Origin of the sequence: Aminobacter niigataensis (assembly GCF_014200015.1) — a bacterium.
Classification (GTDB): Bacteria; Pseudomonadota; Alphaproteobacteria; order Rhizobiales; family Rhizobiaceae; genus Aminobacter; species Aminobacter niigataensis.
Map to the genome: position 1 here is coordinate 1,047,343 of NZ_JACHOT010000001.1, position 13,438 is coordinate 1,060,780.

Genomic DNA, 13,438 nt, shown 5'->3' on the forward strand with positions numbered 1-13,438 from the left:
CTATGCCTCGCCGTATTCGGTCCGCGCCAAGCCGTTGTCGAGGTTGATCGTGGTCCTAAGCCGCAGCCGTTCCGGCGTCGGCGTCATGATCAGGACCCCGTCGATTTCGATCTTGATACCCATGCTTTTGTCGTTGAGGGTGACGGTGACCTTGGTCGCGCTTTCCTTCAGGCGCGGCTCGAAATTGCCAAGAACCGTCTTGATTTCGCGGGCCAGTGCATCGCGATCAAAATCGCGCGACGAGCGGCCGGAGAAAGACGGCACGCCATAGTTGACCACGCTGCGCCGCACTTCCGGAAAGTCTTCGAGGTTCAAGCGGATATCGGAGACCTGCTCCTCCTCGAGGTCGGACAGCAGTGGAAGGGCTTCGAAGCGCTCGGTGTTGAAGAGCGCTTCGATGTCGCGACGCACCGCCTCGCGCAGCACGCGTGCGGAGACGACGATCCCCCGGCTTTCAAGTTCGACCCTGTTGCGATTCTGGAAGACCAGCCTATGCAGGCGCTGCTTGTGATCCGGGGTCAGGTCAAGGTCTGAATCGATCAGGCGCGCGGTCCCGGCGAGCAGGGCATCTACCCGCTCGCCGCCGAGTTCGTTGTCCAACGACTGACGCAGCCCCTCGATTTCCGAGCTCAGTCCCGGCAGGTCGTTTACCAGCCGGTCCCATAGCGACGGCTGCGACGCCTCTCGCCTTGCTTGCTGAACTCCACTGGCCTTCATCATGCAGCACCAAGGCGTCTATGCGGGGCCTCACAAGCCGGTTGCAACGCTCATCTCTTGCGTATGGTCTGTATCGTAGACCAGCTCGATCGTCTTGTAGGCGAACTGCACGAAGTCCTCGAGCGTGTCGCTGTTGGTCGTGCTGGCACCGAAGCCGTAGGAAACGACGGAGGCCTCCTTCATCGTGACGACGAAATAGTCGCTCGTCTCGCCGTCGATGGTCCGGCGGCAAGAGATCACGACTTCGTCGAACTGCTTGTTCTCATGGCATGCCTTGGCAAGGTAGGGCGACGACATGTCGACGTCCTTGGAGCAGCTTACGGTGCCCAGGGCGACGCGGCCCTTGCGCGAAAGCGAATTGGGATCGAATGGCGCAACCATGTTGAAGGCGACGTTGAATATCTCGATCTCTTCGTCGTGGCCGTCGCGGGTGCTCGGGCCCTTGATGTCTGGAACCTTCAGGAAGCCGTCGATCTTCGTTGCTTTTCTGAGATCGTCATCCGATGCCATTGTCTCTCTCCGTTACTGAACAGTTCAGGACTTGACCGAAGGCAGCTCCGACACGAGCCGGAGCGATGCGTTAATTCCTTCCAATTGGTAGTGCGGGCGCAGGTAGAAACGCGCGTTGTAGTAGCCGGGCCGGCCCTCGACGCTGTCGACCTGGACCTCGGCCGCTGCCAGCGGACGCTTGGCACGGGCCTTGTCGTCGGCGAAGGCCGGATTGGCGAGCACGTAGCGGTTGATCCACTCCGTCAGCCATATCTGCATGTCGGAACGTTCCTTGAACGAGCCGACCTTGTCGCGCGCGATCGCCTTGAGATAATGGGCAAAACGCGACACCGGGAACAGGTAGGGCAGGTTGGCGCTCAGCCGTTCGTTGGACTGCGCATCCGGATCGACCAGCCGTCCTGCCCGTGTCTCGTCGTCCTGCAGCGAGTGGGCGCCGATGAAGGCGGCAAGATCGGTGTTCTTGCGATGCAGGATCGGCATCAGGCCGAGCTTGGCGAGTTCGGCCTCGCGCCGGTCGTCGATGGCAACCTCGGTCGGGCACTTCATCGCCACCGAGCCGTCGTCGGTCGGGAAGCTGTGCACCGGCAGGTTGATCACCGTGCCGCCGTTCTCGACGCCACGGATCTGGGTGCCCCAGCCGAACAGTTTGTGGCTGCGGTTGATGTTGACGCCCATCGGGAAGGCGGCGTTCATCCAGACGTATTTGTGGTGGTCGCCCTGGACCTCCTCCTCGAAGGCGAAACCCTTGACCGGCACCGTGTCGGCGCCATAGGGCAGCCGGGCCAGGACGCGCGGCATGGCAAGGCCGATATAGCGGGCGTCCTCGCTCTCGCGCAGCGATTGCCACGAGGCATAGGCCGGATTGGAGACGATCTGCTGCAGGTCCTGCGGGTTAGGCAGTTCCTGCCAGCTGTCCATGCGGAACAGGCGTGGCGAGGCCGCAGCGATGAAAGGCGTGTGCGCGGAGGCGCAGACGCCGGAGAGGTTGCGCAGCAGACCGACGTCGCGCGGGTGATTGGAGAACTCGTAGGCCCCGATCAGGCAGCCGAACGGTTCGCCGCCGAACATCGAATATTCGTCGGTGTAGACCTTCTTGAAGACCGGGCTCTGGTCCCACATCTGGCCTTCATAGTCTTCCAGCGTATCGGCCAGCTGCTCCTTGGAGATGTTCATCACCCGGATCTTGAGCTTCTGGTCGGTCTCGGTGTTGTTGACGAGGTACCAGAGGCCGCGCCAGGTGCCTTCCATTTCGCGCACTTCGGGTGCGTGCAGAATCTCGTTGAGCTGGACGGTCAGCATCTTATCGATGCCCGAGATCAGCGACTTGATCGACTTGATCGCGTTCGACGAGATGGTGGTCGTGTCTGAGCGCGACTGCGCGGCGAGTGCGAGATTGCGGACGAGCTGTTGCAGCTTCTCGCTGTCGTCCTTCTTGACCTTGAAGTCCTTCTCCAGGAGATCGCTGAATTCACCGAGGTCGATGGCCTCTGCCTCGGCGACCGTTGGGCTCTTTTGCTGCTCGGCCATGGCTCTACTCCTCGACCTTGTCGCTGTCGGAGAGCGCCTGGCTGGCGATCTGGCCGAGCAGAGGCTCGTTGTTCAGCAGTTGGGCGATGCGCTTTTCGGCGTCGGCGCGACCGTCCATGAAGCCCAGCAACTCCTCCAACTGACGGCGCATCTTGAGGATCTCGGCCAGTTGCGGAACCTGCTCGGCAATCTTGTCGGGCGCAAAGTCGCCCATCTTGGAGAAGGTGAGGTCGACCGCCATTTCTTCCTCGCGCTCGGCGCCTTCGGCCTGGGGCAGGGTGTTCTTGACCCGCGCCTTCACCCGTGGGCCAAGCGCTTCCATGAAGCGCGGGAAACGGTTGGCGTCGGTCTCGACGAAGGTGCGGTCGAGCACCGTCTTCTGCGCCTCCTTGGTCTGCGACGAGCCGGCGAGATCGGCCATCACGCCCATCACGAAAGGCAGTTCGATGGTCGTCGGGCTGCCGTAGGTCTCGACGTCATAGGCGATCTGCACGCGCGGTGCGCGATTTCGCTCGATGACCTTAGCTTTGCTTTCGGCTGGCATGCTTGGCTACCTTTCATCCTTCTGAGGCGTCTTCTTGTCGGTTACGCCGGCGAGGAGCCGGAACTCCTTGAGCCCCGAGGGGGCGAGATCTTCCATCAGCTCGACGAAATCCATGTGCACCATGCGACGCACGCGGCGGGCGAGATGCGGGATCGGGCTCGACGGTTCGGTGCGGTCGTAGAAGGCAACAACAAGGTCGAGGCATTTGACGACGTCGTCGCGCGAAGTGAGGCGGTCGGGGAGGGCCATGGTCGGTTCCGCATGGTTGGCCACCGGCTCCGGCGCGTGACCATTGGGCTGCACTGCAACTGGTGTTGCCTGGGTGAGTTCGGGCTTCGCCGCGCCGTTGGGCGTCGGGCGCGCGGCCGACCCACGCTCGAGCGTGGCCAGCATCCTGTCGAGAAACTTCTTGAGGTCGGGAACGGTCGGCCCCGTGCTTTCCAGGCGCTTGTTGAGTGCGGTGTCGATGGCAGCAAGTGCTGCGCCCGCCGCGCGGGCATCGGCGACCAGTTGCTCCATGGCGGCGCCCGCCTGATCGGCTTGCGCGGCACAGGCGCTGCGCAGCCTGGTCAACAATTGCTCGTGCGCAGTGGAGAGCGCTGCCCGCTCGGTGTTGTTCAGTCCCTGGGCCGCTTCCTGCAGCATGACGCGATCGTCAAGCGCACCTTGCTCAAGTTCCCGGCCGGAGATCGGGCCGAAGCCGCGCGGGGCGAAAAACACCGTCTTCCTGAGATCGGCAAGCAGGCCCTCCTGGCCGTTCTGCAGGTCGAGCACGGCGTTGATGCGGCGCAGGGCTGCGTCGCGCGGCGGCGCGTTGGGCCGCAAGGCGGGGTGCATCGTTTCCCAATGGGCGTCGAAGGTCCGCGCGATCAGCATCAGGCCTTCGGCCAGCCCGGCGAGCCCGCGGGAATTGGCCAGGGCGCGGGTGACCAGCGTCAGAAGGCGCAGGTCGCGTCCCTGGTTGCGCAGTTCGTCGGCCTTTTCGAGAACGACGTCCCAGTCGACGGGAATGCTGACTTCCGCCGAGGGCCTGTTGCGCTCGTCGTGGACGACATCGGATTGCGGCACGGCGAGGCGCTCGAGCTCGTGAAAGCGCGGATCGTTGCGCAAATCTTCCCCCGACGGGTTTTCACCGTTCAAAGGGTTGAGCCAGAGAGCAAGATCAACCACGCACCCCCCCACGCCAAACTGAAGGACGGAAGTCGCCGGTATTTCACTCCACTCTGGTTTAGCACAATTCAGGCAGCGCTCAAAGTTGGACGAAGCTAGCCCTTAAGCGTTAGTGACCACGGTCGCGCGAATTGTTACGGTCGTTCCAGGCGCATGGGCTGACGCCCGCCAGCCGAGGCCGCGCACGGCTTTGTCAAGTCGCGGTTTGTGTGGCAAGTTATCGGGAACGCAGTCCGGGCATTGGAGACACTCCATGGAACCCAAGGGCATGCAGCAGCGCAGGTCGTCCCAGGGCTTCAAGCGCAAGGAACTGGTCGGCAAGCTCAATCCCACCTGCCTGCGCGCCTTCAAGGCGGCGGCCGACGCGGCAAAGCTGCGTGGTAACCCTTACGTCGAACTTGTTCATTTCATTGAACAATTGGTGCTTTCGGAACGCTCGGACGTGCAGATGATCCTGGCCGACGCCGGCGCCGATGCGGCGCGTGTGGCGGGCGACATGACACGCGCCGTCGACAAGCTGCCCTATGGCGCGACTTCCATCGAGGAGTTCTCCGACCATATCTTCCACGCCATCCAGGAAGCCTGGAACCTGGCGACGCTGGAATTCGGCAGCGAGGAAGTGCGCAGCGCCCATGTCATTCTGGCCTGCCTGAAGGTGCCGGTGCTGGAAGGCCTGGTGTCTAAGATCAGCACGGAATTCGACAAGATCGATGCCGATGGGGTGATCTCGCGTTTCGCCGACGTGGTCGACGGCTCGCTGGAGGGCTCGGGCACGGCAGCAACGGCACCCTCAGCCGAGACGCCGCGGCGCATGGCACCGGGCGGGGAGTCGGCGCTGGCGAAATACGCCACCGACCTGACCCAGCGGGCGCGCGACGGCAAGATCGATGCCGTCGTCGGCCGCGACCCGGAAATCCGCCAGATCGTCGACATACTGATGCGTCGGCGGCAGAACAATCCGATCCTGACCGGTGAAGCCGGCGTCGGCAAGACGGCGGTGGTCGAGGGCTTTGCGCTGCGCATCGCCGAAGGCGACGTGCCGCCGATGCTGGAAGGCGTCAGCGTGCGCATGCTCGATGTCGGGCTGATGCAGGCCGGCGCCAGCGTCAAGGGCGAGTTCGAAAAGCGGCTGAAGGCCGTCATCGACGAGGTGCAATCCTCCGAAACACCGGTAATCCTGTTCATCGACGAGGCGCACACGCTGATCGGGGCGGGCGGTGCTGCCGGCACGGGCGACGCGGCCAACCTGCTCAAGCCGGCGCTGGCGCGCGGCGAGTTGCGTACCATCGCCGCCACCACCTGGGCCGAATACAAGCAGCATATCGAAAAGGACCCGGCGCTGACCCGGCGCTTCCAGGTGGTCAAGATCGACGAGCCCGACGAGGCAGCCGCCATCCTGATGCTGCGCGGCATCGCCGGCGTGCTCGAAAAGCACCATCAGGTGCAGATCCTCGACGAGGCGATCGAGACGGCGGTGAAGCTGTCGCATCGCTACATCCCGGCTCGGCAGTTGCCCGACAAGGCGGTCAGCCTGCTCGACACCTCTTGTGCGCGCGTCGCGATCTCCCAGCACTCGCGGCCGGGCGAGGTCGAGGACCTGATGCGCCGCCGGCAGGCGCTGGAGGTCGAGCAAGGCATCATCGGCCGTGAAGCGGCGATCGGCATCGATGTCGAGGAGCGCAAGGCACGCGTCGAGACGGGCCTGGCCGAGACCGATACGGCGCTGGCTGCCGCGCAGGCGCGCTGGGACAAGGAAAAGCAGGTCGTCGCGGAGATTCTCGAGTTGCGCGCCAGGCTACGGGGCCAGGGCGTGGCGCTCGATCCGGTTGCCGCGAAGGCGGCTGTGGAGGAACAGCCCGCCGCCGACGCCGAGCCGGTTGCGGCCAATGACGATGCGGTTCAGGCCGAGCCTGCGGAGCCCGAAGCGGTAGCCGAAGAGCCGACCGATCCTGCCGCCGACTTGGCGCGGCTCAAGGAATTGATGGCGGTGCTGGCCGAGGCGCAGGGCGAGACGCCCCTGATCCTGCTGTCGGTCGACCGCAACGCGGTGGCGGCGGTGGTGCAAGACTGGACCGGCATTCCCACCGGACGCATGCTGTCCAGCCAGACGGAAAAGGCCTTGCGGCTGGCGCAGACGCTGGCCGAGCGCGTCGTCGGCCAGGACCACGCCATGGAGATGATCGCCAAGCGCGTGCAGACCAGCCGGGCGGGCCTGGGCGCTCCGGAAAAGCCGGTCGGCGTGTTCCTGCTCTGCGGTCCTTCGGGCGTCGGCAAGACAGAGACCGCGCTGGCGCTGGCCGAAACGCTCTATGGCGGCGAGCAGAACCTGATCTCTATCAACATGTCGGAGTTCCAGGAGGCGCATACCGTCTCGACGCTGAAGGGCGCACCGCCCGGATATGTCGGCTATGGCAAGGGCGGCATCCTGACCGAGGCGGTTCGGCGCCGGCCCTATTCGGTGATCTTGCTCGACGAGGTCGAGAAGGCGCACCCGGATGTGCACGAGATCTTCTTCCAGGTCTTCGACAAGGGCATGATGGACGACAGCGAGGGCAGGCGGATCGACTTCAAGAACACGCTGATCCTGCTCACCTCCAATGTCGGCTCGGAAGTCATCATGGCCAAGACCAACGGTGGCGAGTTGCGCGAGAAGGTCGAGAACCTCGACGCGGCCCTGCGCGCGCCGCTGCTCAAGGTGTTCCCCGCAGCCTTCATCGGCCGCGTCGTGACCATCCCGTACTATCCGCTGTCGGGCGACATGATCGAGGCGATCACCCGCCACCAGTTCGGCAAGATCGCGCGCCGGCTGCAGACGAGCCACGGCGCGGAGCTGGTGATCGGCGACGGCGTGATGGAACTGATCAAGGCGCGCTGCACCGAGATCGAATCCGGCGGCCGCATGATCGATGCGATCCTGACCAACACGTTGCTGCCGGAATTGAGCCGTGGCGTGCTCAACCGCTCGCTCGACGGCGAGAAACTGACACGCGTCACCGTCGGCGCGTCAGGCGAGGGGTTCAGCTACGAATTTGGGTAGGTGAGCTAAATAGCCAAGCACTTGCTGTGCCCATAGGTCCTACCAAGGGTCGCTGCCACCATCGCTCTTGTCACTTCGATCACTGCTTGGCGTCGCCGCCACGATCGGCTTCTTGACAACCTTCGGCTGGACCGGAGCCGCGACCGCGACCTTCTTCGCAGGGGCCGCCTTCTTGACCTGCACGGGCTGAACCACCGCGGCCTGCTCTTCAACCTTCATCAAAGAACCACAACCGCTGAGTGGTAGCAGCACGGCCGCCATAAGAAGACTGATGGTATGCGATCGCATGTGGCATCTCCCTTTATGAGCCCAGCATGTCCAGTCGTGGTCTTGAATCGATCCATTCCTTGCGGAGCAGTGCAATCAGCAAATCCCGCGGGGCGCGGGGCGCGTCTGATCCCAATACCGAGTTGGCTGCCTCGCGAGTACGGCTCCCCAGTTTGCCATCAATATCGCCAATATCCTGCCCTGCACGTTGAAGTGCCAACTGCACTTCTTTTCCGACGACTGTATTACCCACCTTGCCGAGATCCGACTTGGCGTCAGCGGAAACATCCTTCGTGTTGTGCGATGCAGAGAGAGCGAGCAGGCGAGCCACTTCGCCGTCGTCGCGCCTCAATGTCGGATTTTCCTGCAGCAATCCTGCTGCGAAATATGCCGCCCACGCGTCACCACGCTCAGCGCTCTCTCGATACCAGCCGGCAACGGTTTGTATGTCCGCGCTTTTGTCGCGCAAAGCCATACGACCTAACAGCCTGCCTGCATAAGGATGCCCATTCGCGCGTGCCTTCTCGAACAACTCTGCCGCCCTCGCAGGGTCCTTTTGAACGCCAGCGCCATCGCGATAGAGCACACCAAGCAGGACCATGCCGAACACGTCTTCGCGGTCAGCTGACTCAGTAATGAATTTCAGCGCGCGAGCGTCATCCTTTTTGACATGTTCACCATAGAAATACTCACCGCCGAGCATGTTCATCGCATAGGTATGGCCGGATTCAGCGGCACTGGTAACCATAGCCATGCCGCGCTCGACATCGACCTTGGTTCCGAGACCTGTCACCAGGGCCCGGCCTAAAGCGTACTGCGAGTAGGGATCGCCGCGCTTGGCGCCGGCCTCAAATAGCGGAATAGCCCGTGACGGATCGCGCTCCACCGCCGCGCCAAACTGATAAAGCCTGCCGAGCAGGTAGCTGGCCCGCACATGGCCGGCGTCGCTGGCGGCATTGAGTTCGGTCAGGGCCTCCTTGAAGTTGCCTTCGGCATAGAGTGCGCGGGCATATTGATACTTGAACCGCGCCACCTCGGGATGCTGGTCGACTGCTGCCTTGCAGGCGGCCAGTGCCTTGGGCACGTCGATGTCGTTGGGCAGCTTGCCGTCGGCCACCGCCTGCACGTCGAGCGGTTCGGCGGCGAGGGTGTCGCATTCGTTGACCGAGACGGCGACGTTGATGGTGATCGGCGCCGGCGCAACCGTCTTGACCGCAGGCATCAGCACGACGGTGCGCACCGATGGCTTGGCTGGCGCCTTGTCGGCGGGCAGTGGTATCGGCTTGACCTCCAGGCCGTCGGTGCTGGTGTCGGCCTTGCCGGTGTTCGTCTGGGGCGCCATGGCGACTGTCTCGGCCACCGGCGCTTCGGTGTCGGACGCACTCACGACCTTCAGGGACGGGCGTATGCGCAGCTTGGTGATGTCCTCGGCCTTGATCAGGTCGCCTTCGGAAACGATCTGCCCATCGACCGCCACCTGGGTCTCGGGATCGCGCTTCTCCAGGCGGAGCCAGCCGGTCGGGGCGCTGGAGCGCACGACCTCTTCGGGCATGGCGGCGAAGCCGGTGCCGATGTCGGAGGCCATGGCGACGAGGATCGGCTTTGCCTGTTCGGGCTGCGCCGGCTTCGGCTCTTCGCCCGGCTGGATGGCCAGGGCCGGCTTGACCGGTGCCTCGGCGACCGCCTGGGCATCGACGACGACGCGGACGATGCCGCTGGCGCTGCGGCCACTGTCGGTGGTGACGGTATAGCGCACTTCGTCCCCGGTCATCTCGGCGGAGGCCGGCTTGAGCATGACCTCCTCGATGCGGTCGGCTGAAATCTTGCTGTCGAGACTGAGCTGCTGGTCGCCGAGCCAGAGTGTGCCCTGGTCGGGCAGCTTGGTGAAGCTGATCGTCAGCTCGGCATTGCCGCTGGTGATCGGCGGCGAGATTCGCAGGGCCACTTCCTTGGGAGCAGGTGGCACGCGGACCTCGCGCATATCCTCGATAATCAAGAGGTTCTGCCGGGTTACGAAGAAGAAAGATGAGGTGAGGCTCGAAGCGTCCCACGGCGTCTGGCGTCCGTCGGTGCGCTTGATGACCTCGGCGCGGATGTCGCTGAGCAGCTTCCTGACCTCGACATTGGGCTTGAGCGCGTATTCGGCGAAAGTGCCGGTGAACGGGCTGAGGCCGTCATTGCCGTCGAGCGCCACACGGTCGGGAGCCGTCGAATAGACGATCAGCGTGCCGTCCTGGGGCGCGACCGAGGCAAGCCCCTTCTTGCCCTCGACGGCGACCTTGGCCTGGCCGACATAATAGGAATTGTTGGCGAAGGGATTGTCGCGGCAGGCGTCGAGGATCGCGATCTGTAGCGACGACGTCTCGCGCATGTATTCTAGAAGGCTCGACATGTTGTAGGCCTGGACCTCGAGATCGTAGGAGGTCGCCAGGGTGGCATCGACCGGCAGCATGAAGTTGTGACCGCCAACCTGGACGGCATGGCCGCTGTAGTAGAACAGCGCGACGTCGCCGTCGTTGAGCGTCCTGAGGAAGCCGAGGATGGTTTCCTCCAGGCCCTTCTTGTCGAGATCCTTGCCGAGCGTGACCTCGAAATTGGCGCGCTCCAGCACGTCGCGGATACGGTCGGCATCGTTCGTCGCGTTCGGAAGTTTTGCCAGATGCTCATAGGCCGTATTGCCGATGACCAGTGCTGCGCGGCGGCCCGAGACGCCGTCGGCAGCCAGTGCGGAACCGAGGGCCAGCAGCAGAACGAGGCCGCAAGCGACCATCGCGCCAGCCAATCGCGCGGCAATGCCAGAATTGCGAGCAGGCAAGCAGCCCTCGCATACCATTGACTGCCTCCCTTTAGGATTGCAGCATTTACAGGCTTGGCAAGGCTTGCAGTCTTAGAAAGGCAAGCATCCTCCTCGCAGGCATCGGTGTCAACGCTGATCAAAAAGGCTATTCGTCGGTCTTCGCCGGAGCAGGGCTTGAGCAAGAGCCCATCACGAAAATCCGTGTTATTGTCGCGGCAAGATCCAGCACCGCAGGTGTGAAGCAATGGCCGGCAGGCGCTCACGCAGGGATGGAACCAGGTCATGACTCCGGACGACGCGAGCCCGGAGGACAAGACACGCATCGCGCCCGATACCGGCGTGCACAAGGGCGTCCAACTCAACGGCATCTACGAGATCGACGAGCACATCGCCACCGGCGGCATGGGCGAGGTCTATCGCGGCCACAACATCCAGACCGGCGATCCGGTGGCAATCAAGGTGGTGCTGCGCGAGTTTGCCCGCGACCAGGGCATCCTGGCGTTGTTCCGCAAGGAAGCCTCGATCCTCAACCATCTCTCCAACGACGCCATCGTGCGCTACCACGTCTTCACGATCGATCCGACGATCGGCAGACCCTACCTGGCCATGGAGTTCGTCGACGGCCAGTCGCTGGGCGAGCGCATCCGCAGCGGCCCGCTCGATGCGCAGCAGGCGCGCAAGATGCTGGCCCGCGTGGCGTCGGGCCTTTCGGTGGCGCATGAGGCCGGCGTCATCCACCGCGACCTCTCGCCCGACAACATCGTGCTGCCGGGCGGCCGGGTCGAAAAGACCAAGATCATCGATTTCGGCATTGCCCGCTCCGCCAATGTCGGTGGCGGCACCCTGCTCGGCGGCAGCTTTGCCGGCAAATACAGCTTTGTCTCGCCCGAGCAACTGGGCCTCTTCGGCGGCGACGTCACCGAGCAATCCGATCTCTACAGCCTCGGGCTGGTGCTGGCCGCGGCCTTGCGCGGCAAGCAGCTCGAGATGGGCGGATCGCCGGTCGAGGTGATCGAAAAGCGTCGAAGCGTACCCGACCTTTCCGGCATCGACCCGGAATTGCTGCCGCTGCTCAACGCCATGCTCCAGCCGGACCCCAGGGATCGCCCGGAAAGTGCCGCGGCAATCGTCGAATGGCTGCGCGAGACCAGCGGCGTGACCGCAAGTTCGGGCACCCATCCCGGCATCGCCGGCCAGCTCGATCAGGGAAAACCCGCCGAACGTACCTGGCGCCCGCCGGGGTCGCCGGCCAGCGGGCAGAAACCACCGCCGTCCGAGTCGCTTTTGCCGCGCGACGCACCCTGGCGCAACGCCGGGGCAGCGGGCAGGCCTGTACCGGACCGTCAGCAGAAGCCGGCGACGAAGGCCCCACCTGCCGCGGAGAAGCCGAAATCGGGACGTGGCGCCCTGATCGGCATCTTGTTGCTGGTTGCGGCAGCGGCGGCCGGAGGCGGGGTCTATTATTCCGGGCTTGTGGATGGCCTGCTGCCGGGCGGAACAACACCCGCCCCCAGCAACCAGACAGCTGGCGGCAAGCTGACACCGGCAAGCCCCGAACCGCTGCCGGAACCGGTGGCAAAAGCTCCGCCTGCGACCGAGACCGTGGCGAAGGCGCCTGTGCCCACCGAAATCGCCAAGCCGAAGCCGGCGGAGCCGATCAAGCCGATCGCCGTCGAGCCGCCCAAGGCTGCTGTCAGCGCGGCGGAGTGGTTCAAGTCGTTCGACGGCGGCTCCTGCTTCTATGCTTCGGTGGCCAACCCGTCTGCGCCGAGCCCCCAGGTCGATGGGCTGGCGACCTCGAAGGCGCCATTCGACAAGCTGGCGCGCGATTTTTCGTCGGCCTTCGGCGCCAAACCGGCCGTCAACCCGCGGATGATCGAACGCGACCAATGCCCCGTCGCCGACTTCCTGAAGGCGCTGCCGCCGCGCGAGGCGAGCGGGCCTAAGCTGGTGCTGAACAAGGACAATCTCAAGGTGGGCGACTCGCTCCAGGGCACGCTGAGCGGGACCGGCAGCCGTGATGTCAACCTGCTGCTGATCGGCAAGGATGGCGTGGTCTACAATTTTGCCAGCCTGCTCAAGAAGTCGGGGGCAGGCGAAGCCACGTTCAGCATGAAGCTGTTTCCGCTCAACGACCAGGAGGCGGCGGCGCCGGAACCGCACCTGATCGTCGCACTGGCCAGCGAAGGCGGCATCAAGGCTGCCGACATCAGCGACCCCGAACTGGCGTCCGACCTGTTCCCGAAGATACGGTCGGAGATCGAAACACAGCCCAACGGGGCAGGCGTCGCCTTCGGCTATTTCCTGTTCGACCGCTGAGGCAGGGTTCAAGCGTCGGAACGCTGCAATGCCTCGTTCCCGGCGAGTTGGAGCCCCATTTCGACAAAAGCGGCCAGCACATCGTGGCGGTCTTCCAGTGCCACCCGTGCCAGCCCGGCCAGAATGCCAGCATTGACGGCGCGTGCGGCCGGCAGCTCGGCCGACCTGGCCGTCGCGAGCGCGATCCAGACGGCGGGCGTGCGCTGGTCCGGCGTCGTCATCACATCCAACAGCGGCGGGCCGTTGCCGCCGGCGCCGACCCAGTCGCCGACCTGCGCCAGAAGGCGGCGGTCCGGCTCGTCGAAAAGCTCACCGAGATTGTCGAGGCATTCGTGCGCCCACCAGATCGCGGCCGGCATGGGCAGCAGCCAGGCGCAGAAGGTGATTGCTTCTTCGGGCGTCCTTCCGCCAAGCAGCGCCAGGCAGAAGTCGGCTGGCGGCTCGTCGGTGGGCGACGCCAGCATATCCCGCGCGGCGTCGGGATATGCCTCGAACAGGTTTCGCGCTGTCCTGAACCGGAGCCCCTCGGCCATTTGCCGGGACCTTTCCC

At 64.3% G+C, this 13,438-nt stretch carries 10 protein-coding genes; 2 read left to right on the forward strand and 8 right to left on the reverse strand.

The genetic code is table 11. The annotated features are described in order from the left end of the window. Genes tssE through tssA form a run of 5 tightly spaced genes read right to left on the reverse strand, consistent with a single transcriptional unit; the run spans position 1 to position 4,468 of the window. The gene (gene tssE / locus GGQ99_RS05235) at positions 1-720 is read right to left on the reverse strand and encodes a type VI secretion system baseplate subunit TssE (protein ID WP_183261166.1); all 720 of its coding nucleotides are present in this window, start codon (positions 718-720) and stop codon (positions 1-3) included. 27 nt (positions 721-747) lie between these two features. Further along, on the reverse strand, positions 748-1,227 hold the full coding sequence (locus tag GGQ99_RS05240) for an Hcp family type VI secretion system effector (RefSeq protein ID WP_108608123.1): 480 nt from the start codon (positions 1,225-1,227) through the stop codon (positions 748-750). Positions 1,228-1,251: 24 nt separating this feature from the next. Next, entirely contained in the window at positions 1,252-2,754 is a 1,503-nt protein-coding gene (gene tssC / locus GGQ99_RS05245) for a type VI secretion system contractile sheath large subunit (RefSeq protein ID WP_108608124.1), read from the reverse strand. A 4-nt stretch (positions 2,755-2,758) separates the two neighbouring features. Further along, positions 2,759-3,298 carry a type VI secretion system contractile sheath small subunit gene (gene tssB, locus GGQ99_RS05250; RefSeq protein ID WP_108608125.1) on the reverse strand — a complete coding sequence of 180 codons (540 nt, stop codon included), beginning with the start codon at positions 3,296-3,298 and terminating at the stop codon, positions 2,759-2,761. A 6-nt stretch (positions 3,299-3,304) separates the two neighbouring features. Next, positions 3,305-4,468, reverse strand: coding sequence for a type VI secretion system protein TssA (tssA, locus tag GGQ99_RS05255; protein WP_183261168.1), 1,164 nt, complete (start codon positions 4,466-4,468; stop codon positions 3,305-3,307). Between the two features lie 268 nt (positions 4,469-4,736). On the opposite strand from tssA, the gene tssH reads away from it, so the two are divergent. Continuing rightward, positions 4,737-7,505: a type VI secretion system ATPase TssH gene (gene tssH / locus GGQ99_RS05260; RefSeq protein ID WP_183262359.1), complete on the forward strand. Its 2,769-nt coding sequence runs from the start codon at positions 4,737-4,739 to the stop codon at positions 7,503-7,505. A 39-nt stretch (positions 7,506-7,544) separates the two neighbouring features. Here the strand turns inward: tssH and GGQ99_RS05265 are convergent, their stop codons facing one another. Both GGQ99_RS05265 and GGQ99_RS05270 read right to left on the reverse strand, forming a co-directional pair. Then, entirely contained in the window at positions 7,545-7,793 is a 249-nt protein-coding gene (locus GGQ99_RS05265; RefSeq protein WP_183261169.1) for a hypothetical protein, read from the reverse strand. Between the two features lie 13 nt (positions 7,794-7,806). Further along, positions 7,807-10,587 carry a caspase family protein gene (locus GGQ99_RS05270; RefSeq protein ID WP_183261172.1) on the reverse strand — a complete coding sequence of 927 codons (2,781 nt, stop codon included), beginning with the start codon at positions 10,585-10,587 and terminating at the stop codon, positions 7,807-7,809. Positions 10,588-10,851: 264 nt separating this feature from the next. On the opposite strand from GGQ99_RS05270, the gene GGQ99_RS05275 reads away from it, so the two are divergent. Next, entirely contained in the window at positions 10,852-12,888 is a 2,037-nt protein-coding gene (locus GGQ99_RS05275) for a serine/threonine-protein kinase (RefSeq protein WP_183261174.1), read from the forward strand. A gap of 8 nt (positions 12,889-12,896) precedes the next feature. Here the strand turns inward: GGQ99_RS05275 and GGQ99_RS05280 are convergent, their stop codons facing one another. Further along, on the reverse strand, positions 12,897-13,421 hold the full coding sequence (locus GGQ99_RS05280; protein ID WP_183261176.1) for a DUF6931 family protein: 525 nt from the start codon (positions 13,419-13,421) through the stop codon (positions 12,897-12,899). Between the last annotated feature and the right edge of the window lie 17 nt (positions 13,422-13,438).

Coding starts and splice junctions, on each gene's coding strand:
- tssE (WP_183261166.1), bottom strand. CDS start 720: ATGATGAAGGCCAGTGGAGTTCAGCAAGCAAGGCGAGAGGCGTCGCAG.
- GGQ99_RS05240 (WP_108608123.1), bottom strand. CDS start 1,227: ATGGCATCGGATGACGATCTCAGAAAAGCAACGAAGATCGACGGCTTC.
- tssC (WP_108608124.1), bottom strand. CDS start 2,754: ATGGCCGAGCAGCAAAAGAGCCCAACGGTCGCCGAGGCAGAGGCCATC.
- tssB (WP_108608125.1), bottom strand. CDS start 3,298: ATGCCAGCCGAAAGCAAAGCTAAGGTCATCGAGCGAAATCGCGCACCG.
- tssH (WP_183262359.1), top strand. CDS start 4,737: ATGCAGCAGCGCAGGTCGTCCCAGGGCTTCAAGCGCAAGGAACTGGTC.
- GGQ99_RS05265 (WP_183261169.1), bottom strand. CDS start 7,793: ATGCGATCGCATACCATCAGTCTTCTTATGGCGGCCGTGCTGCTACCA.
- GGQ99_RS05275 (WP_183261174.1), top strand. CDS start 10,852: ATGACTCCGGACGACGCGAGCCCGGAGGACAAGACACGCATCGCGCCC.
- GGQ99_RS05280 (WP_183261176.1), bottom strand. CDS start 13,421: ATGGCCGAGGGGCTCCGGTTCAGGACAGCGCGAAACCTGTTCGAGGCA.